Genomic DNA, 19,811 nt, shown 5'->3' with positions numbered 1-19,811 from the left:
GGCCCGGGCACCAGGAGCCGGGGCAGCCGGCGCCCGTGCGGCTCCGGCGGAGGCTCAGCCTCGCCGGCGGATCGTCGCGCGGACCGCGCAGACGGTGGACAGCGCGGCGGCTGCGGCGACGGTGATCGCCATGGGCAGGGCGGTCGTCTCGCCCCAGAGCCCGACCAACGGCGCGGCTGCGCCGCCGAGGGCGAACTGGGCGGTGCCGATGAGCGCGGATCCCGAACCGCGCGCCCTCCCGGCCCGGGCGAGCGCCAGGGCGCTCGCGTTCGACATGGTGAGGCCCGTTCCTCCGGTGAGCGCGAACGCGCAGACGACGAAACCGGGGATCGTGAGTGCGTCCATGAGCACGAGCGTCAGCATCCCGAGCCCGCCGAGCACGAGCAGGCCGGAGCCCGCTGCCAGCATCCGGCCCGGGCCCACCCTCGGGGCGAGGCGAGCGTTGACGAGGTTGGCGATGAGCAGGGCGGACGCGCCGGCGGCGAAGGACAGCGCGTACTCGATGGGCGTCATGCGCAGGATCCGCTGGCCGATGAACGGCGATGCCGAGATGTAGGAGATCATCGCGGTGAACGACAGCGCGAACGCGAGTGTGAGCGCGACGAAGCCCCGATCCCGGATCAGCTCGGCGAACGGTCGCAGGGCGGCGCCGATCCCGTGCGGGCGCCGCTGCTCGACGGGGAGCGATTCGGGCACGCGTCGCCAGGCGAGCAGGAGCATGAGGGTCGAGATGACGGCGAGCACCGCGAGCACTCCGCGCCAGTCCCAGAGCCGGTGCGCGAACCCGCCGAGCACGGGCGCGATCATGGGGCCGAGCCCGACCACCATCGCGATGAGGCTGAGCGCGCGCACGGCGGTGTCGCCGGTGCTGAGATCGGCGGCGATGGCGCGCGAGAGCACGATGCCGACCGCTCCCGAGAGGCCCTGCAGCAGGCGCAGCGCGATCAGGGTGCCAACGTCCTGCACGAACACGGTCGCAATGCCGGCGACCGCGAACACCGCGAAGCCGGCGAGCAGCACGGGGCGGCGGCCGAGGGAGTCGGAGAGCGGGCCGAGCAGCAGCTGCCCGAGCCCGACGCCGAAGAAGAACAGCGAGAGCGTCAGCTGCACCGAGGAGGCCGAGGCGTGCAGCTCGCTCGCGATGCTCGGGATCGACGGGATGTAGAGGTCGGTCGCGACAGCGCTCACGGCGGCGAGCAGACCGAGTGCGGCGAGGAGGCCCGGAGTCAGGCGGGGTTGCGCAGTGCTCACGGTGCTCCTCCCGGGGCCTACGTCGTGCCCGCATCCTGATCGTATACGATCCGGGGGTTGCGGGGCTCGGGTCGGGGGCCGCGAGTCGGGGCCCGCGTCGCTCGTCGGCGTGCACGATCGCGCGGCCCGGCGTGCACGGTCCGGAGCGACCGCCCTCGCGTAGACTGATCCGGTGCGCTCGGGCCGGGTCCCGCGCGCCGCATCAGAGCACACCATGGAGGATCCCGCCCAAATGAGCGAGCAGACCGCGCCCGAAACGCACGTCGAGACCGAAGCCGAAGTCTTCGAGCAGAAGCGCGTGCGCCTCGAGAAGCGCGACAAGCTCAACGCGGGCGCCGATCTGGCCGGCGGTGCATATCCCGTCTCGGTCCCCGTGACCACCACGATCCCCGCCGTGCGCGCGAAGTACGGCGAGCTCGTCGCCGGCGACGAGACCGGCGAGATCGTCGGCATCGCCGGCCGCGTCGTGTTCCAGCGCAACACCGGCAAGCTGTGCTTCGGCTCGCTGCAGGCGGGGAACGGCGAGCGGATCCAGGTGATGGTGAGCCTCGCCGAGGTCGGCGAGGAATCGCTCGCGAGCTACAAGGAGCTCGTCGATCTCGGCGATCACCTGTTCGTCAGCGGCCAGGTCATCTCGAGCCGCCGCGGCGAGCTCTCGATCATGGTCAAGGAGTGGCGCATCGCCGCCAAGGCCATCGCCCCGCTGCCCAACATGTACGCCGAGCTGAACGAGGAGACGCGGGTACGCCAGCGCTACCTCGACCTCATCCAGCGCGAGCAGGCGCGACGCAACGTCGTCACCCGGGCCCGCACCATGGCGAGCCTGCGCAGCACCTTCGCCGAGCGCGACTTCATCGAGGTCGAGACGCCCATGCTGCAGACCATGCATGGCGGCGCTTCGGCCCGCCCGTTCGTGACGCACTCCAACGCGTTCGACACCGAGCTGTACCTGCGCATCGCGCCCGAGCTCTTCCTCAAGCGCGCCGCGGTCGGCGGTCTCGAGCGCGTCTTCGAGATCAACCGCAACTTCCGCAACGAGGGCGCCGACTCGACCCACAGCCCCGAGTTCGCGATGCTCGAGGCCTACCAGGCCTACACCGACTACAACGGGATCGCCGACCTCACCCAGGCGCTCGTGCAGAACGCGGCGCTCGCCGCGAACGTCGGCACCGAGCGCGAGGGCACCCATGTCGTGGAGTGGGCCGACGGCACCCTCTTCGACCTCGGCGGCGACTGGGACCGCATCTCGATGTACGGCTCCCTGTCCGAGGCGGCCGGACGCGAGATCACGCCCGAGACTTCTGTGGAGGAACTGCTGGCACTCGCCGAGAAGGAGGGCGTCGAGGTGAAGCTGCCGAACCACGGCAAGCTCATCGAAGAGCTCTGGGAGCACTTCGTCATCGACTCGCTGACGAAGCCGACCTTCGTCATGGACTTCCCGGTCGAGACGAGCCCGCTCACGCGTCACCACCGTTCGATCCCGGGCGTCGTCGAGAAGTGGGACCTCTACATCCGCGGCTTCGAGCTGGCGACCGGCTACTCCGAGCTCGTCGATCCCGTCGTGCAGCGCGAGCGCTTCGTGCAGCAGGCGGCCGAGGCGGCGCGCGGCGACGACGAGGCGATGGGCGTCGACGAGGAGTTCCTGCGGGCTCTCGAGCACGCGATGCCGCCGTCGGGCGGCATGGGCATGGGCATGGACCGCCTGCTCATGGCGCTCACCGGTCTCGGGATCCGCGAGACGATCCTGTTCCCGCTCGTCAAGTAACGAGCCGCGAGCCCGCGGCCGGGCGGGCGCGCCTCCGCTCGTGGGTGCGCGCGCTCGTGCCCGTGCGCTTGCGCGCGCTTCGGCGCGCCTGCGCCTGCGCTTGCTCCTGCTTCGGCGCGCCTGCTCCTGCTTCAGCGCGCCTGCTCCTGCGCGCGAACGGACCCAAATTGTCCATATTTCCACGGGAAAGGATAATTTGGGTCCGTTCGATGTGCGCCGAACGGGTTGGGGTTGGGCGCGCTCGTCCTGGTGCGGCTGTCTCGGGCGCACCCGCTCGGGCGCACCCGCGCCCGAGCACCCTTGCAGCCACACGCCCACCCGGCCAGGATCGCGACCCCGCGCATTCGCGCCCGCCCGCTCGCGCATTTGCGCCCGCTCACGCACGCCCGCTCGTGTTCGCGCCCGCCCGCTCGCGCGCTCACGGCGTCCGTGCCGGCCCACGCGCTCACGCGAACGGACCCAAATTGTCCATATTCCCGCGGGAAAGGACAATTTGGGTCCGTTCGATGCGTGCCAGCGCGGTATGCGCGGCGAGGGCGGGGCTGGGAGGGCCCGCGCTACGTACGCACGCGCGCTACGCACGCTACGCGCGCGCTACGCAGGCACGCGCCCGCGCTATCCCCCGAAGCCCACACGCCCGCGCTACGCACGCCCGCGCTAGGCGGTCGCGAGCTCCGGTCGCGCGTCGACCGGAACCGTCGCAGGCCGGCCGTTGCCCGTGTACCGCAGGTAGCCGCGCTGGATCTCGATCTGCTCGGCGATGTACTTCGCGTCGTGCCAGACGCCCCAGATGAAGCTGGAGCCGCGGCGCGACTGCCAGGGGAGACCGAGGAAGTAGATGCCGGGCTCGGCCGAGACGCCGCGCTCGTGCAGAGGGCGGCCCTGCGCATCGGTCGCGCCCTCGGGCAGCCAGCGGTAGTCGACGCGGAAGCCGGTGGCCCACACGATCGACGCGATGCCGGCCTCGGCGAGATCCAGTGCGCGGATCGGGTGCACGACCGATTCGGGCAGCGGGCCGAGTTCGCGGGCCGCGGGCTCCTCGGGCAGGTCGATGCCGGTGCGCGCGACGTAGGCGTCGGCCTGGTCGAGCACCGAGAGGTAGTTCGCGTCGCCCGCTCGCACGTCGCGCTCGAGGTCGGGGCCGAACGTGAGGACGCCGTCGGCGTAGGCTTCCGCTCGGCCGACCAGGGTGATGCCGTCGGCGGCGAGATCGCGGAAGTCGATGGTGCGGCCGCCGTGCGCACCGCTGACCGCGATGGTCGTGTGCTCGGCTCCGGCCGGTGGCGTGGACTTCTCCCAGAGGCCGAGCGTGCCGAGCCACCAGACGAAGCTCCGGTCGCGGTAGCGCTGCGGCGGGCGATCGTGCGCGCCGACGGCGAGGAACACCTCGCGGCCGGACGCCCGCAGTTCGTCGGCGATCTGCACGCCGGAGGATCCGGCGCCGACGACGAGCACGGCACCTTCGGGCAGCTGCTCGGGGTTGCGGTAGGCGCTCGAGTGGATCTGCTCGACGCCGGCCGACGCGGGCACGATGGCGGGCACGGCGGGCGCCTGGAAGGCGCCGGTCGCCGCGATCACGTATCTCGCCCGGACGGGCCCGGCGCTGGTCTCGGCCACGAAGCCGCCGTGCGCGGGGTCGCGACGCACGCCGAGCACCTCGACGCCCGTGCGGATCGGCAGGTCGAATTTCTCGGCGTACTGCTCGAAGTAGCGGGCGACGCGCTCCTTCGGGGCGAAGGCGTCGGGGTCGACGTCGTCGAACTCGAGGCCGGGGAACCGGTCGTGCCAGGCGGGGCCGTTGGCGACGAGCGAGTCCCAGCGCTCGCTGCGCCAGCGCTCGGCGATGCGGTTGCGCTCGAGCACGATGTGGGGGATTCCGGCGGCGCTCAGGTGCTCGCTCGCGGCGATCCCCGCCTGACCGGCTCCGATGACGAGGACTTCGGTGACCTCGACCTCCTGGCTCGACATCTTCGTTCTCCACTCTGCTGGGGGCGATTCGGGATCCGGCCGGACGCGACGATGCGCCGGCCTCGGATTCCCCAGCAAACCCCAGCGGGTGCGGAGAGCGCCAATAGTCATTCGCGGTCCCTTGGATCGCTCCAAGCGATGCAGAAGCGGATCGCGATCACCGCAGCGCATCGAGGAATTCGGACGACGAGCGGTCAGCGCGCGGTCTCGGCCAGGATCTCGCGCGCCGTCGCCTCGACGGCTCGGGCGCGCGTCGAGCGTTGCATCTGCGCGAGCGAGGCCACCGCGACGCTCAGCCCGGGCAGCGGGTCGCTGATCTCCAGCACGACCAAGCGCTTTCCCGAGTAGGTCTCGCTCGTGCGCGGCCGTTGGTTGAGGATCGAGTAGCCGAGCCCCGTCGCGACCATCGAGCGTACGGTCTCGTAGCTCGCGGTCCGGTACTTCAGCACCGGGGTGATCCCGGCCTGGCGGAGGAGGCCGAGGAAGTAGTCGCGGCTGCTCGGCAGGTCGAGCAGGACGAACGGGTCGTCGGCGAGCTCGGCGAGGGCGACGCTCCCGCGGTCCGCGAGACGGTGCTGCTCGCCCACGAGCACGTGCGGCTGGAACTCGCCGATGACCGTGCGGTCGAGACCTTCCGAATCCGAGAACTGGTAGGCGATCGCGAGCTCCGCACGCCCGCCGCGGAGCGCGCCCAGCACCTCATCGTCATCGCCCTCGATCACCTGCACGTCGAGGTCGGGGTGGCGGTCCTGCAGTCGCCCGAGCAGGTGGGGGAGCAGGAACGGGGCGAAGGTGTTGAAGCACGCGACGGTGATGCTGCCGCGCACCTCGTGCTGCTCGGCCCGGATCGAGTCGATCGTGTCGGTGAGCAGCCCGAAGAGCTGGTGCGAGTCGCGCAGCAGGGTCTCGCCCGCCGGGGTCAGGATCAGGCCCTTGGAGTGCTGGCGGATGAACAGCGCCGTGCCGAGCGAGCGTTCGAGGTGCGAGATCGCGGTGGATACCGCCGATTGCGCGACGTGCAGCTCCTGGCTGGCCGCCGTCATGTTGAGCGTCTTCGCGCATTCGACGAAGTAGCTCAGCTGCGTGAGCGTGATGGAGAAGCGCTGCGTCATCGGAGCTCCCTCGGCTCGATCTGCTGGAGCGATCGAGCCTCTATGTTTTGGCTATTTTACAGATGGAGTGTGGCCTCCCAACAATAGTGCTGCGACGTGAATGACGTGCGCAAGGCTCGACGAGGAGGCATCGTGACGGAGACGCACCTGCGACTGCGGAAGTTCAACACCAGGGAGACCTACCCGGAGCAGAACCTCGACAACGATCTCTGCCAGGCCGTCGTCGCGAACGGCGTCGTCTACCTGCGCGGCCAGATCGGCCAGGACCTCGAGACCCGCGAATCGGTCGGGATCGGCGACGTCGTCGCCCAGACCGAGCGCGCCATGCAGAACATCGCGATGCTGCTCGACGAAGCCGGCAGCAGCCTCGCCGACATCGTCAAGGTCACCGTCTACATCATCGATCCCCGCTACCGCGAGGACGTCTACCGCACCATGGGGAAGTACCTGAAGGGCGTCTACCCGGTCTCGACCGGCATCGTCGTGCAGGCGCTCGCCCGCCCCGAGTGGCTCGTCGAGATCGACGCCACCGCGGTGATCAGTGAGACGAGCCGGGCATGACCTTCTCGCTGATCCTGCGCGACCCCGAAACCGGAGAGTTCGGCTCCGCGATCTCGTCGTCCTCGCCCGCGGTCGCGGCCCGATGCGTGAACCTCGCCGACGGCGTGGGCGGCGCGCACTCGCAGAACGTCACCGATCCACGACTCGGTCCCGCGCTCATCGAGCGCCTCCGCGGCGGCGATTCCGCGCAGCAGGCGATCGACGCCGTCGTCACGGCGGCGGACCCGACGACGATCGACTTCCGCCAGCTCCTCGTGCTGGACGCCTCCGGCGCACCGGCCGTGTTCTCGGGCACCCGAGCACTCGGCATCTTCGGAGCCGCGAGCCGCGAGAACGCGGTCGCCGGAGGCAACATGCTCGCGAGCCTCGACGTGCTCGACGCGCTCGTCGACACGGCCCTGACCGCGCCCGGCCGGATCGAGGAGCGGCTGCTCGCCGCGCTGCGGGCAGCGGTCGCCGCGGGCGGCGAAGCCGGGCCGGTGCACTCGGCCGGGATCGCCGTCGTCGGGAACGCCGGATGGCGGGTGACCGACCTCCGCGTCGACTGGGCCGAGTCGGATCCGATCGGGCAGCTCGGCCGTGCGCTCGACGAATGGCTGCCCCAGCGGGACGACTACGTGAGCCGGGGACTGGATCCGGCGGCGGCGCCGTCGTACGGCGTCCCCGGCGACGAATAGCGGGGAGCGGAACTCATGACCCTGGATGCCGACGCACTGAAGCAGCGGATCGCCGCGCGGCGCGCCGAACACGATCCGGAGCTGATCGCGCTGTCGAACCGGCTGCACGACGATCCCGAGACCGGCTGGCAGGAGCACCGTTCCTCTGCCGCCGTCGCCGCCGTGCTCGCCGCCCACGGATTCGCCGTCGAACAGCCCTACCTCGGCCTCGACACCGCGCTCCGCGCCACCTTCGGGTCCGGGCCGTTCACCGTCGGGTTCCTCGCCGAATACGACGCCCTTCCCGGGCTCGGGCACGCCTGCGGCCACAATCTCATCTCGGCGATCTCCGTCGGCGGCGCGCTGGCGCTCGCCGCCGTCGCCCAGGAGGCCGGGATCACGGTCGAGGTGATCGGGACCCCGGCAGAGGAGGGCGGCGGCGGCAAGATCGTGCTGCTCGACCGCGGGGCGTTCCGGGAGCTCGACCTCGCGCTCATGGCGCATCCCGCACCCGTCGACGTCGCCGAGGCCCGCCCCTTCGCCGTCGCCCACTGGCACGTCCGCTACGACGGACGCGCTGCGCACGCCGCCGCGTACCCCGAGCGCGGCGTCAACGCGAACGACGCGTTCATCGTCGCGCAGACCGCCATCGCCCTGCTGCGGCAGCAACTGCCTGCCGGGGTGCGCGTGCACGGCGTGCAGACCCGGGGCGGCGAAGCTCCGAACGCGATCCCCGAGCGCACCGAGGGGCGCTGGTACGTGCGCGCCGAGACCACGGAGCAGCTGCTCGAGACCGAGGCCCGGGTGCTGCGCTGCTTCGAGGCCGGAGCGCTCGCGACCGGTGCCGAGCTGACCGTCACGCCCGAGAGCGAGCGCTACGCCGAGATGCGCACCGACGTCGAGGCGCAGGAGCGCTACCGGGCGAACGCGATCCGCCTGGGGCGCGACTTCGACGTCGACCCCGACGCCGCGACCATGAACCGCGCCTCGACCGACATGGGCAACGTGTCGCAGATCGTGCACGCGATCCACCCCTACATCGGCGTCGGCGGCACCGCCAGCAACCACCAGCCCGCGTTCGCGGAGGCCTGCGTCGGCCCGCTCGCCGAGCAGGCGCTGCGCGACGGCGCCACCGCGCTCGCCTGGACCGCCCTCGACGTCGCGCTCGACCGCGGGGAGCCCGGTAGCACCGTCCCGCCCGGCCCGGCACCCGGGCCGGCACCCGAGCCCGGCACCCCGTGAGCACCGCCCGTTCGCGACCATCCGACCCCGCAGCAAAGGAACCGTCAATGTCGACCTCCGAACCCGTCCGAGAGCTCAGCGATCTCGTCGACCAGAAGAGCCTGCGCAAGAGCGTGGCCGCCGGGGCCATCGGCGTCCTGGTGCACTGGTTCGACTGGGCGGTCTACGCCTACCTCGCCGGCACCATCGCATCGGTGTTCTTCCCCGAAGAGAACGCCACCGCTGGCCTGCTCGCCGCATTCGCGGTCTTCGCCGTCTCCTTCCTCGTGCGCCCGCTCGGGGCGATCATCTTCGGCAGGCTCGGCGACCGCCTCGGCCGCAAGCAGACCCTCTCGATCGTGATCCTCGCGATGGCGCTCTCGACGCTCGTGCTCGGGATCCTGCCCGGATACTCCTCCATCGGCATCGCCGCGCCGATCCTGCTCATCGCGACGCGCATCGTGCAGGGCCTCGCAGCGGGCGGCGAATTCGGCAGCGCCGCCGCCTTCCTCGGCGAGTTCTCGCCGGCGAAGCGCCGCGGATTCGGCGTCAGCTGGCTCGAATTCGGCAGCCTCCTCGGCTTCCTGCTGGCCTCCTTCGCGGTATTCCTGCTGAACCTCGCCTTCGACGCCCAGCAGATCGCCGACTGGGCCTGGCGCATCCCGTTCCTCATCACGGTCCCGCTCGGCTTCATCGGCCTCTACATCCGGCGCCGGATCGAGGACACCCCCGAGTTCCAGCAGCTGCAGGAGCTCGAGACCGTCTCGCACGCCCCCGTCAAGGAGGTGTTCCAGCGCAACCTCAAGGAGTTCGTCCAGACCTGCGGCATGGAGATCTTCATGAACGTGACGTTCTACGTGGTGCTCGTGTACCTGCTCACCTACCAGGAGGTCACCGTCGGCATCGACGCCGGACGCGCGGCGCTCCTGTCGACGCTCGCCTCCGCGCTCGGCCTCATCGTCGTCCCGCTCGCGGGGATCCTGTCGGACCGGGTCGGTCGCAAACCGGTGCTGCTCACCGCCGCGATCGCGCTCACGGTGCTCTCCGTCCCGCTGTTCATGCTGATGAACAACCCGGCGCCCTGGGCCACCTTCGCCTCGACGCTCGGCCTCGCCCTGATCCTCTCCATCGTGCTCGGCACCCACGCCGTCACCGTCGTCGAGCTCTTCCCGACCCGCACGCGGCAGACCGGGCTCTCGATCGCCTACGCGGTCACCGCGGCCCTGTTCGCCGGGACCGCGCCCTACCTGCTGACCTGGCTCATCAAGACGACCGGAAACGAGCTCGTCCCCGGGTTCTTCCTCGTCGGGGTCGGCATCGTCGGACTCGTCACGGTGCTCAGCCTTCCCGAGACCCGCGGCATCCCGCTGCTCAAGGAGCAGGACCTCGAGACCTCGACCGTCACGATCCCCGATATCCGCACCTCCCGCACCGCCTCCGAAGGAGATCAGTCATGACCCGCACCCACGCCGAATGGCAGGCCGCCGCCGCAGCGCTCACCTTCGACGGTCGTCCCGTGATCGACGGCGTCCGCCGAGCCGCCGCCTCGGGCCGGACCATCGAGAAGACCAACCCGGCGACGGGCGAGGTCCTCTCGCAGATCCACGACTGCGGGCCAGAGGAGGTCGACGCCGCGGTGGCCGCGGCCCGCACCGCGTACGAGTCCGGCGCCTGGTCGCGCGCAGGCGCCGGCTTCCGCCGCGAACGACTGCTCGAGCTCGCCCGCCTGATCGAGGCCCGCGCCGACGACTTCGCACTCTACGACTCGCTCGACATGGGCAAGCCCGTGCGCGAATCCTCGACCGTCGACGCGCCCGGGTCCGCCGCCCTCTACCGCTTCTACGCCGAAGCGATCGAGAAGACCGAGGACCTGATCCCCGTCACCCCGCCCGGATCCACCGCGCTCGTCACCCGCGAGGCGCTCGGCGTCGTCGCCGTGATCGTCGCCTGGAACTATCCGCTCGAGATCGCCACCTGGAAGCTCGCTCCCGCGCTCGCCGCAGGCAACGCGGTCGTGGTGAAGCCGCCGGTGGAGGCCTCGCACTCGGCGCTGCTGCTCGCTGAGCTCGCCGTCGAGGCGGGGATCCCCGCCGGGATCCTCAACGTCGTGCCGGGCCGCGGCTCGGTGGTCGGCAAGGCCCTCGCGCTGCACGAGGACGTCGACATGCTGGCGTTCACCGGCTCGACCGAGGTCGCCAAGCAGCTGCAGCAGTACGCCGGTCAGTCGAACATGAAGCGGCTCGCGCTCGAGGCGGGCGGCAAGAGCTCGAACCTGATCTTCGCCGACTGCGACGACCTGAAGCTCGCGGCGGAGAAGGCCGCGTTCGGCAGCTTCTACAACCAGGGAGAGGTGTGCTCGGCGAACTCGAGGATCTTCGTCGAACGATCCGTCTCCGAGGAGTTCCTGCGGCTGTACGCGGAGGCCGCCGCGGCCTACGCGCCGGGAGACCCGCTCGATCCCGCGTCCGGCATCGGCTCGCTCGTCTCCGAGGCGCACGCCGACACGGTGTGGGCGACGATCGAGAACGCACGCCGCGACGGCCGGATCGTCGCCGGGGGCACCCGGCCCGAGATCAACGGATCACGGGCGTTCATCGAGCCCACCATCGTGACCGACGTGCCGGTCGATCACGAAGTGCACACGCGCGAGATCTTCGGCCCGGTCGCCGTGGTGACCCCGTTCGACACCGAGGAGGAGGCGATCGCGCACGCGAACGGGACCCCCTACGGTCTCGCGGCGTCGCTCTGGACCGGATCGCTCGCGCGGGCGCATCGCGTCTCGTCGCGCCTGGTCGCCGGAACGGTCTCGGTGAACACGGTCGACGCGCTCGGCTTCACCACGCCGTTCGGCGGATTCAAGCAGTCCGGCTTCGGGCGCGATCTCTCGGTGCACGCCCTCGAGAACTACACGGATTTCAAGACCACCTGGATGCAGTGGGGCTGAGGCGCCCCCGCCCGCGATCCTGCATCTGATCCCGCGATGCAGGCGAGCCGATTTCGCTATTTTGCCGATACTGCCGGCGGTGCCACGATGGCAGCAGCGGCGGTTTCACGCCCAGTCAGAGCCGACTGAGAGGACTCTCAAGAATCATGACCCTGCAGCAGGAGACGGTGCCGGTCGAGGACACCGTGACGGACACGCCCAGCGGACTCGCCGAGATCGCCAAGCGCCACCTGGTGATGAACTTCACCCCGGCCTCCATGTACCGGGAGGACGATCTCCCCGTCTTCGTGCGGGGCGAGCACTGCTCGGTGTTCGACGAGAACGGCCGACGCTTCTTCGACGGCCTCGCCGGCCTGTTCTGCGTGCAGCTCGGCTACACCCACGGAGCCGAGGTCGGCGACGCGGTCCGTGAGCAGCTCGCCGCACTGCCCTACCAGACCACTTGGAGCGTGACCCATCCGCCGGCCGCCCTGCTCGCGCAGAAGATCGCGCAGCTGGCCCCCGGCGACCTGAACCGCGTGTTCTTCGCGTCGGGCGGCGGCGAGTCGAACGAGGCCGCGATCAAGCTCGCGCGGCAGTACCAGCAGACGATCGGTCAGGGCACCCGCACCAAGTTCATCGCGCGTCGTGTCGCCTACCACGGCACCAGCTTCGGCGCGATGTCCCTGAACGGCATGACCAACGTCCGCGCCATGTTCGAGCCGCTGATGTCGGGCGTCCGGCACACCCACAACACCAAGACGTACCGCCGTCCCGAGGGCGAGACCCCCGAGCAGACCACCGCGTTCCTGCTCGGCGAGATCGAGTCGCTCATCGTGCAGGAGGGCCCCGAGACGATCGCCGCGATCATCATGGAGCCACTGCAGAACGCGGGCGGCAGCCTGAAGCCGCCGACCCCCGAGTACTTCGCCGGCGTGCGCGCCCTGTGCGACAAGTACGGCATTCTCATGATCGCGGACGAGGTCATCACCGGCTTCGGCCGCCTCGGCCGGTGGTTCGGCTCGCAGCACTACGATTTCCAGCCCGACATGATCGTCTTCGCGAAGGGCATCGCCTCGGCGTACATGCCGCTCGGCGGCGTCATCGCGAGCGACCGGATCATCGAGACGGTGCTCGACGGTCCCGTGGGCATGTTCAACCACGCACTGACCTACGGCGGACACCCGGTCGCGTGCGCCGCGGCGCTCAAGAACCTTGAGATCATGGAACGCGAGGGCGTCGTCGAGAACGTCGCCGAGCTGAGCCCCTACCTCGAGGAGCGGCTGACCGCCGTCGCCGAGAAGCACGCCGCGATCGTCGGCGACTTCCGAGGGACGGCTTCCACCGCAGCTTCGAACTCGTGACGAACAAGCGGACGAAGGCCTGGGAGGACGACGTCATCAGTGCGGGCGACTTCGTCGGCGCCCACCTGAACCCCGCGCTGGCCGAGGTCGGCCTGATCTGCCGCGTCGCGATCGACGCCGAGGGCAACCCGCTCGTGCAGGTCTCGCCCCCGCTGGTCATGACCCGCGCCGACGTCGACGAGCTCGCCGAGCTGCTGGACCGCGCGTTCGCGCTCGCGACGGAGCGCGCCGGGCTCTAGCGGACCGGGCAATCGGATCGGGAAGCGCACCGACCGCGATCACGCCATCGCGGTCGGTGCGCTTCGGCGTGCCCGCGCGCGGCCGAACAGATCGAGCGGGCCGCGGGCGTTCTGCTGAGCAGATCGCCTGCATAGGAAACCGCTGTTCGCATTCCGGCCCGGATTCTCGTTTGCTGGTGCAGAACCCTTCAATGAGGAAAGGAATCACCGTGAGCACATCCGCTCCCGAAACCGCGCCGACGCAGATGGCGCTCGAGGAATCGAAGCATCTGCAGAAGACCCTCGGCCGTTTCGACATCGTCTTCCTGGTCGTCGCGGCCGTCGTCTCGATCGAGGTGCTCGGCCAGGTCGCCGGCTACGGCGGCGAGACCTTCACCTGGACGCTGGTGCTCACCGTGCTGTTCCTCGTGCCCTACGCGCTCATCTTCGCCGAGACGGGCGGCGCGTTCACCGAGGAGGGCGGCGTCTACACCTGGGTGCGCCAGGCGTTCGGACGCTTCGCCGGTGCGATCGCGGCGATGCTGACCTGGGTCACGCAGCCCGTCTGGGTCGGCGGCACGAGCGCCTTCATCGCGGTCGAGACCTGGTCGGCGTACGTCTCGCCCATCGACCACGGCTCGTTCTGGGACCACGGTTTCAAGCTCATCTTCATCTGGGTGACCGTCGCGAGCGCGATCGTCAGCCTGAAGCACGGCAAGTGGCTGCCGACGCTCGGTGCGCTGCTCAAGGTGGCGTTCCTCGCGTTCTTCCTCGTCGTCACCGTGATCTACGGCGTGCAGCACGGCTTCCAAGGGCTCACCGCCTCCTACTTCGCCCCCACGCTCACCGGGTTCCTGGGGCTCACCCCGCTGCTGCTGTTCTCGTTCCTTGGCTTCGAGTCGGGCAACAGCGCGGCGGGCGAGATGAAGAACCCGGGACGCGACGTGCCGGTGTCGATCGCCCGCTCCGCGGGGATCGCGGCCGCCAGCTACCTGCTGCCCATCCTCGCGATCCTGCTCGTCGTCCCGGTCGAGAAGATCCAGGGCATCAGCGGACTGTTCGAAGCGGTCGCGACCGTGTTCACGATCTTCGGCGACGGCGCGGGCGCGATGCTCACCATCTCGGCGATCGTCTTCATCTTCGTGCTCATGTCGCAGGGCGGAGCCTGGATGATCATCAGCGACCGCATGCAGGCGATGGCCGCGGCCGACGGATCCTTCTTCGGCGGCTTCTTCGGCAAGATCCACCCGGGGCTCGGCACCCCGGTCCGGGTGAACACCATGTCCGGCATCGTCGGCACCGTCTTCATGCTCGCCGCGATGGTCTTCGTCAACGGCCAGGCCGGAGCCCTGTTCCAGGTCGTGCTGACCATCTGCATCTCGACGTTCCTCATGAGCTACCTGTTCGCGATCCCAGCGGCGATCAGCCTGCGCAAGAAGTTCCCCGACGTGCACCGGCCCTACCGCGTCCCCGTGAACGACGTCGTCTGGAGGATCCTCGGCGCAGTCTGCACCGCGTGGATCGTGCTCGGGACCTGGGTCGCGATCTTCCCGGGCACGCTCGAGGCGCTGTTCGGGGTCGAGTACCCGTTCACCGACATCTGGGGCGTCGACCAGGGCACCTTCTCGGTGTTCACGCTCTCGACCCTGGGCATCATCGTGCTCATCGGCGTGGCGGGCTACCTGCTCGGCCGGCGGCTGCGCCAGCCGACCGAGGCGATCCCGGTGGCGGGCGAGCGGGTCACCGTCGGGTGAGCCCAGACCGACGGCGGACGTCCGCCGTCGCGGGCGGGCGGGGGACGCTCTGCGCTCCCCGCCCGCTCGTGCCCGTCTCCCAGGCTCGGCCGTCCGCTTCGGGGTAGGATGGCGGGCATGGAGAACTGGTGGGTCAATGCGCTCTGGTCGATCACCCCGACCGTGCTGATCGGCATCTTCTTCTTCTCGGTGCTGCGCCTCATCCTGCGCGCCGACCGCACCGAGCGGCGCGTCTACCGCGAGATCGAGAACGAGGAACGGGCCAAGCTCGGACTTCCCCGGCCGACGCCGCAGACAGCACCCGATAAGGTAGCCCCGAGCCCTCAGCCGGCTCAGAGGGGACGGACTGGGTGTTCAACCTGATCATGGGCCTGGACTGGCCGTGGATCTGGACCGTCGGCATATTCATCGTCGACAATCTGATCCGCGTGATCGCGGTGTTCGTGGTACCCCGAAACCGCCGTCCGACGTCCGGCATGGCCTGGCTCATGGCCATCTTCTTCCTGCCGATCCCCGGCCTGCTGCTGTTCCTCGTGATCGGCAGCAACCACCTGCCGAAGGCCCGGGTCGAGAAGCAGGACGCCATCAACCAGATGGTGGCCGAGCTGGCGCAGCGCGAGGGCCAGGCCCTCGTGACCGCCCCGGACTCGCTGCCGCCGGGCATCGAGAGCGCGGTGCGCCTCGGCAGCTCGCTCGGCGCGCAGCCGATGCTGCGCGGCAACTCGGCCTCGATCTGCATCGACTACGGGATCTCCCTCGAGCGCATGGCGGCGGCGATCCGCGAGGCGAAGGAATACGTGCACGTCGAGTTCTACATCCTCGTGCACGACGAGACCACCGACGTGGTGTTCCAGGCGATGCGCGAGGCCGCCGCGCGCGGCGTCAAGGTGCGCGTGCTGCTCGACCACATCTCGGCGAAGCGCAACCCGGGCGAGAAGCGCACGGCGCAGAGCCTCACCGACATGGGCGCCGAGTGGGCCTACCTGCTGCCGGTGCGTCCGCTCAAGGGGCAGTACCAGCGCCCCGATCTGCGCAACCACCGCAAGCTGCTCGTCGTCGACGGCACGGTGGGCTTCATGGGCTCGCAGAACCTCGTCGACTCGAGCTACAACAAGCCTTCGAACCGGCGGCGCGGTCTGCACTGGAAGGACCTCATGGTGCGGGTCGAAGGCCCGATCGTGCTCGGTCTCGAGGCCGTGTTCCAGGGGGACTGGTACCTCGAGACAGGGGAGCTGCTCGCGCACCTCGCCGAGTCCGACTTCGAGTCGGACCGTCCCGGCGCGCTCGACTGCCAGATCGTCCCGAGCGGTCCCGGGTACGCGGGCGAGAACAACCTGCAGGTCTTCGTCGCGCTGCTCTACGCCGCGCAGCGGCGCATCAGCATCACGAGTCCCTACTTCGTGCCGGACGGTTCGATCATGAACGCGCTCCGCGCCGCGACGGCGCGCGGAGTCGAGGTGGAGCTCTTCGTCTCCGAGACCGGCGATCAGGCGGTGGTCTACCACGCGCAGCGGTCCTACTACGACGAACTGCTGCGCGCCGGCGTGCGCATCTGGATGTACCGGCCGCCGTACATCCTGCACTCGAAGCACTTCACCATCGACGATGCGGTCGCGGTGGTCGGATCCTCGAACATGGACCAGCGCTCCTTCGGCCTCAACATGGAGATCTCGATGGTCGTCCACGGCGAGAGCTTCGTGCGCGAGCTCGACGAGGTCATCGACTACTACCGGGCCAATTCGCGCGAGCTCACCGCCGAGGAATGGAAGCGTCAGCCGCTGCCCGCGCAGCTGCTCGACGGACTGGCGCGCCTCACCTCCGCGCTCCAGTAGCATCCGCGGATCCCGGCCCGTCCCGCGGCGGGATCCGCGCCCCGCGCCCCGCTTCGACGGAGGATCTGCGGTGCGCTCCGCGGGCGGTTCCGCCGTTTTGGAGAACGGGGATTCTGCGTGTCAGGATGCTCGCACCTCTCCACGGAAGGACAACGCAATGGCGCGTGACACCGATCTCCAGACCCCCGAGACCGAAGCGGCGAAGGGTGCCGATTCCGCGGCCGCTCCGCGGACCCGCAGCACGGCGAAGGGCACCGCCTCGAGCACGGCTCGGAAGGCGGCTGCGACGAAGAAGACGGCGTCGAAGCCCGCCGCGGCTGCGGCCTCCGCCCCCGCCGCGGCTGCGGCCTCCGCCCCCGCGGAGGCGCCCCAGGCGGCGAAGCGACCCCTCGCGGCGATCGCCCGCCGCAAGCGGCCGCGCAAGGAGCCCAAGACCGGCCCCGTGACCATCGGGCGCAGCGGCTCGACCAAGCTCAAGAACATCTCCGAGATCCGCCACTACTTCCGCACGAACGAGTCTCCCGTGTTCTTCGTCGGCGCGACGGCGTTCAACCTGCTCGGGCTCGACCGCTGGGTGCGCGGCTTCTCGTACATCACCTACTACGACAGCTGGGACGGCGCGCACCCGCGCGTGTTCAGCCCGACCGACAAGCCCTACGTCGAGTTCGAGAGCGGCGAGGACATCAACAACTGGCTGCTGAGCAACCACGAGGTGCGCGCGCACATCGAGCGCCAGACGCCTCCCGGGCTGCGTCCCAAGATCGTCATGGTGTTCTTCGACGAGCGCACCGAGCGGATCTGCGAAGAGCTCGACTACGAGCTGATCCTGCCGTCGCACGCGCTGCGCGAGCGGCTCGACTCCAAGATCGTGACGACCCAGATCGCGGACTCGGTCGGCGTGCCGAGCGTGCCGAACGTGCTCACCACCGTCGCCGATTGGAACGAGCTGGTCCGCGTCGTCGACGAGGCCGGGCTCGGCCGGGACCTCGTGATCCAGACGGCCTACGGCGACTCCGGCAAGACGACCTACTTCGTGACGGGCGAAGAGGAGTTCGACGCGATCGCCGACGAGGTGACGGGCGTCGAGATCAAGGTCATGAAACGGATCAACAACCGGCCGATCGCGGTCGAGGCCGTGATCACCCGCCAGGGGACGGTGGTCGGCCCCTGCATGACCGAGATCACCGGTCACGCCGAGCTGACGCCCTATCGCGGCGGTTGGGCCGGCAACGAGATGTTCCCGACGGTGCTCGACGACGGCAGCCGACACGCGGCGATCCAGCTCGTGCGCAAGCTCGGCGACCGGCTCGGGGCCGAGGGGTACCGCGGCTTCTTCGAGGTGGACGTGCTGCTCGACACCGACACGGGCGACGTCTACCTCGGCGAGCTGAACCCGCGCGTGAGCGGCGCTTCGGCGATCACCAACGTGACCGCGGGCGCCTACGCCGACGTGCCGCTGTTCGCCTTCCACCTGCTCGAGTACGCCGGTATCGACTTCGAGATCGACGTGGACGAGATCAACGCCCGCTGGGAGGACCTCGCCTCGGAGGACGAGTGGAGCCACATGGTGATCAAGCACACGTCGAACACCGTCGAGCGGATCAACACCGCTCCGCGCACCGGCCGGTACGTGCTCGACCACTCGGGGCGGCTGACCTACACGCACGGCGACCTCGACTGGCACCTGCTGAGCAACGAGGCCGAGGCCTTCTACCTGCGCATCTACGATGCGGGGGACTACCGCTGGAAGGGCGCGGATCTCGGGATCCTCGTCACCAAGGCGCACCTCGAGGCGGACCACGGCGGGCTCACGATCCACGCCAAGTACCTGATCGATGCGATCCGGGGCATGTACTACGCGACGCCGGTCGATGGCGGGGAGCCCGAACTGAAGCCGGCGCCGGCCAAGGGCAAGTAACGGGGAGCGTGGGATACTCGCCTGATGATCGCAGACGCTGACGCCGCAATGAGCACGCCCGCGGAAGCCGGGATCGAGATGCCGCCGCTCGACCAGTGGCAGTTCGCCCCCTATCTGCAGTGGTCGATGCAGAACATCCAGTCGTTCCTGCCGGTGCGGCAGATCCGGCGCGGGGTGCGGAGCACCGAGTTCGGGTTCCGGGCCGCGGAGCTCGGAACGCTCTCGGTCGCGCACCCCTGGGAGGACCGGCACGCCTCGTTCGCCGAGGTGATGGCGATGACCGACACCGACGGCTGGATGATGACGGTCGGCGGCGCGGTCGTGGGCGAGGAGTACTTCGGCACCCTCGCGCCGGGTGGAATGCACCTGCTGATGTCGGTCTCGAAGTCGCTCACGGCGACGACCGCGGGACTGCTCGCCGCCTCGGGCGAACTCGACCTCGACCGCCCGGTCACCGACTACGTTCCCCGGCTCGAAGGCTCCGGCTACGACGGCGCGCTCGTGCGGCACCTCGTCGACATGCGCACCGGCGTGCGCTTCTCGGAGGAGTACCTGAACGACGGGGCCGAGGTGCGGCTCCTCGAAGAGGCCATCGGCTGGGCGCCCAAGCGTCATGCCGAGGTGCCCGATACCCTGCTCGACTTCCTCGCGACCCTCGGGCAGCAGGGACCGCACGGCGGGGCCTTCGACTACAAGTCCTGCGAGACCGATGCGCTCGGTTTCGTGATCGAGGGGGCCACGGGGCAGTCGGCGGCCGACGTCATGTCGGAGCGGCTCTGGCAGCCGATGGGCGCCGAGTTCGATGCGCACGTGGGCGTCGACAGCGTGGGATCCGGCATGTTCGACGGCGGGGTCTCGGCCGCGCTGCGCGATCTGGCTCGCTTCGGCAACCTGTTCGTGAGCCGCGGCGCCGCGCTCGACGGCGCTGCGGTGCTGCCCGAGTGGTGGGTGGACGACACGTTCGCGGGCGGGCCCGACTCGAGGGAGGCCTTCGCGAACGCCGCCGAGCCGACGCTCATGCCCGGCGGCATGTATCGCAACGGCTTCTGGTTCCCGGGCGAGAGCGGGGACGTCATGCTCGCACTCGGCATCCACGGCCAGATGATCTACATGAACCGGCTGACCGGGGTCGTCGGTGTCAAGGTGTCGAGCTGGCCGACGCCGCAGAACGCCGAGCGGCTGTTCTGGACCCTGCGCGCGTTCGACGCCGCGTCCTGGGCGCTCAGCAGCGGCGCGGCCTAGGATCCGAGGTGGGGCGGTGCCGCCCC

General features: G+C 70.0%; 16 protein-coding genes. 13 read left to right on the top strand and 3 right to left on the bottom strand.

All coding sequences use genetic code 11. The features are described from left to right. Positions 1-54: 54 nt before the first annotated feature. Entirely contained in the window at positions 55-1,251 is a 1,197-nt protein-coding gene (locus AB3K78_RS11185; RefSeq protein ID WP_416443244.1) for a multidrug effflux MFS transporter, read from the bottom strand. 232 nt (positions 1,252-1,483) lie between these two features. On the opposite strand from AB3K78_RS11185, the gene lysS reads away from it, so the two are divergent. Continuing rightward, positions 1,484-3,016: a lysine--tRNA ligase gene (gene lysS / locus AB3K78_RS11180; protein WP_416443242.1), complete on the top strand. Its 1,533-nt coding sequence runs from the start codon at positions 1,484-1,486 to the stop codon at positions 3,014-3,016. A gap of 657 nt (positions 3,017-3,673) precedes the next feature. On the opposite strand, the gene AB3K78_RS11175 is transcribed toward lysS, so the two are convergent. Both AB3K78_RS11175 and AB3K78_RS11170 read right to left on the bottom strand, forming a co-directional pair. Next, the gene (locus AB3K78_RS11175; RefSeq protein ID WP_416443240.1) at positions 3,674-4,984 is read right to left on the bottom strand and encodes a flavin-containing monooxygenase; all 1,311 of its coding nucleotides are present in this window, start codon (positions 4,982-4,984) and stop codon (positions 3,674-3,676) included. A gap of 194 nt (positions 4,985-5,178) precedes the next feature. Then, the gene (locus tag AB3K78_RS11170) at positions 5,179-6,096 is read right to left on the bottom strand and encodes a LysR family transcriptional regulator (protein ID WP_416443238.1); all 918 of its coding nucleotides are present in this window, start codon (positions 6,094-6,096) and stop codon (positions 5,179-5,181) included. A gap of 132 nt (positions 6,097-6,228) precedes the next feature. Between AB3K78_RS11170 and AB3K78_RS11165 the strand changes: the two genes are divergently transcribed. From AB3K78_RS11165 to AB3K78_RS11110, 12 genes are all read left to right on the top strand, one after another. Next, positions 6,229-6,657, top strand: a complete 429-nt coding sequence (locus tag AB3K78_RS11165) for a RidA family protein (RefSeq protein WP_416443236.1) — start codon at positions 6,229-6,231, stop codon at positions 6,655-6,657. Continuing rightward, positions 6,654-7,334: a DUF1028 domain-containing protein gene (locus AB3K78_RS11160; RefSeq protein ID WP_416443234.1), complete on the top strand. Its 681-nt coding sequence runs from the start codon at positions 6,654-6,656 to the stop codon at positions 7,332-7,334. Before AB3K78_RS11165 ends, AB3K78_RS11160 begins: the two co-directional genes overlap by 4 nt. Before the next feature lie 15 nt (positions 7,335-7,349). Further along, positions 7,350-8,555, top strand: a complete 1,206-nt coding sequence (locus AB3K78_RS11155) for a M20 family metallopeptidase (RefSeq protein ID WP_416443232.1) — start codon at positions 7,350-7,352, stop codon at positions 8,553-8,555. A 47-nt stretch (positions 8,556-8,602) separates the two neighbouring features. Further along, positions 8,603-9,991: an MFS transporter gene (locus AB3K78_RS11150; RefSeq protein WP_416443230.1), complete on the top strand. Its 1,389-nt coding sequence runs from the start codon at positions 8,603-8,605 to the stop codon at positions 9,989-9,991. Further along, a complete protein-coding gene (locus tag AB3K78_RS11145) occupies positions 9,988-11,478 on the top strand; it encodes an aldehyde dehydrogenase family protein (protein ID WP_416443228.1) in 1,491 nt (496 codons plus the stop codon). The genes AB3K78_RS11150 and AB3K78_RS11145 overlap by 4 nt, the downstream gene beginning before the upstream one ends. A gap of 146 nt (positions 11,479-11,624) precedes the next feature. Next, positions 11,625-12,821, top strand: coding sequence for an aminotransferase class III-fold pyridoxal phosphate-dependent enzyme (locus AB3K78_RS11140; protein WP_416443226.1), 1,197 nt, complete (start codon positions 11,625-11,627; stop codon positions 12,819-12,821). Beyond that, entirely contained in the window at positions 12,818-13,060 is a 243-nt protein-coding gene (locus tag AB3K78_RS11135) for a hypothetical protein (protein ID WP_416443224.1), read from the top strand. Before AB3K78_RS11140 ends, AB3K78_RS11135 begins: the two co-directional genes overlap by 4 nt. A gap of 209 nt (positions 13,061-13,269) precedes the next feature. Further along, entirely contained in the window at positions 13,270-14,793 is a 1,524-nt protein-coding gene (locus tag AB3K78_RS11130; RefSeq protein WP_416443222.1) for an APC family permease, read from the top strand. A gap of 117 nt (positions 14,794-14,910) precedes the next feature. After that, the gene (locus AB3K78_RS11125) at positions 14,911-15,156 is read left to right on the top strand and encodes a hypothetical protein (protein WP_416443220.1); all 246 of its coding nucleotides are present in this window, start codon (positions 14,911-14,913) and stop codon (positions 15,154-15,156) included. Between the two features lie 2 nt (positions 15,157-15,158). Then, positions 15,159-16,625, top strand: a complete 1,467-nt coding sequence (gene cls / locus AB3K78_RS11120; RefSeq protein ID WP_416447347.1) for a cardiolipin synthase — start codon at positions 15,159-15,161, stop codon at positions 16,623-16,625. A gap of 157 nt (positions 16,626-16,782) precedes the next feature. Next, positions 16,783-18,543: a biotin carboxylase gene (locus AB3K78_RS11115; RefSeq protein ID WP_416443218.1), complete on the top strand. Its 1,761-nt coding sequence runs from the start codon at positions 16,783-16,785 to the stop codon at positions 18,541-18,543. 24 nt (positions 18,544-18,567) lie between these two features. After that, positions 18,568-19,785 carry a serine hydrolase domain-containing protein gene (locus AB3K78_RS11110; protein WP_416443216.1) on the top strand — a complete coding sequence of 406 codons (1,218 nt, stop codon included), beginning with the start codon at positions 18,568-18,570 and terminating at the stop codon, positions 19,783-19,785. The last annotated feature ends 26 nt before the right edge of the window (positions 19,786-19,811 follow it).

Source organism: Leucobacter sp. HNU, from assembly GCF_047946755.1.
Lineage (GTDB): Bacteria > Actinomycetota > Actinomycetes > Actinomycetales > Microbacteriaceae > Leucobacter.
This window is presented reverse-complemented; position numbering and strand designations above follow the sequence as displayed.

Excerpts from the sequence above, each read along its gene's own strand:
- AB3K78_RS11150 (WP_416443230.1), top strand. The coding sequence starts at position 8,603 with ATGTCGACCTCCGAACCCGTCCGAGAGCTCAGCGATCTCGTCGACCAG.
- AB3K78_RS11125 (WP_416443220.1), top strand. The coding sequence starts at position 14,911 with ATGGAGAACTGGTGGGTCAATGCGCTCTGGTCGATCACCCCGACCGTG.
- AB3K78_RS11115 (WP_416443218.1), top strand. The coding sequence starts at position 16,783 with ATGGCGCGTGACACCGATCTCCAGACCCCCGAGACCGAAGCGGCGAAG.
- AB3K78_RS11170 (WP_416443238.1), bottom strand. The coding sequence starts at position 6,096 with ATGACGCAGCGCTTCTCCATCACGCTCACGCAGCTGAGCTACTTCGTC.
- AB3K78_RS11160 (WP_416443234.1), top strand. The coding sequence starts at position 6,654 with ATGACCTTCTCGCTGATCCTGCGCGACCCCGAAACCGGAGAGTTCGGC.
- AB3K78_RS11175 (WP_416443240.1), bottom strand. The coding sequence starts at position 4,984 with ATGTCGAGCCAGGAGGTCGAGGTCACCGAAGTCCTCGTCATCGGAGCC.
- AB3K78_RS11155 (WP_416443232.1), top strand. The coding sequence starts at position 7,350 with ATGACCCTGGATGCCGACGCACTGAAGCAGCGGATCGCCGCGCGGCGC.
- lysS (WP_416443242.1), top strand. The coding sequence starts at position 1,484 with ATGAGCGAGCAGACCGCGCCCGAAACGCACGTCGAGACCGAAGCCGAA.
- AB3K78_RS11140 (WP_416443226.1), top strand. The coding sequence starts at position 11,625 with ATGACCCTGCAGCAGGAGACGGTGCCGGTCGAGGACACCGTGACGGAC.
- AB3K78_RS11110 (WP_416443216.1), top strand. The coding sequence starts at position 18,568 with ATGATCGCAGACGCTGACGCCGCAATGAGCACGCCCGCGGAAGCCGGG.
- cls (WP_416447347.1), top strand. The coding sequence starts at position 15,159 with ATGGGCCTGGACTGGCCGTGGATCTGGACCGTCGGCATATTCATCGTC.
- AB3K78_RS11145 (WP_416443228.1), top strand. The coding sequence starts at position 9,988 with ATGACCCGCACCCACGCCGAATGGCAGGCCGCCGCCGCAGCGCTCACC.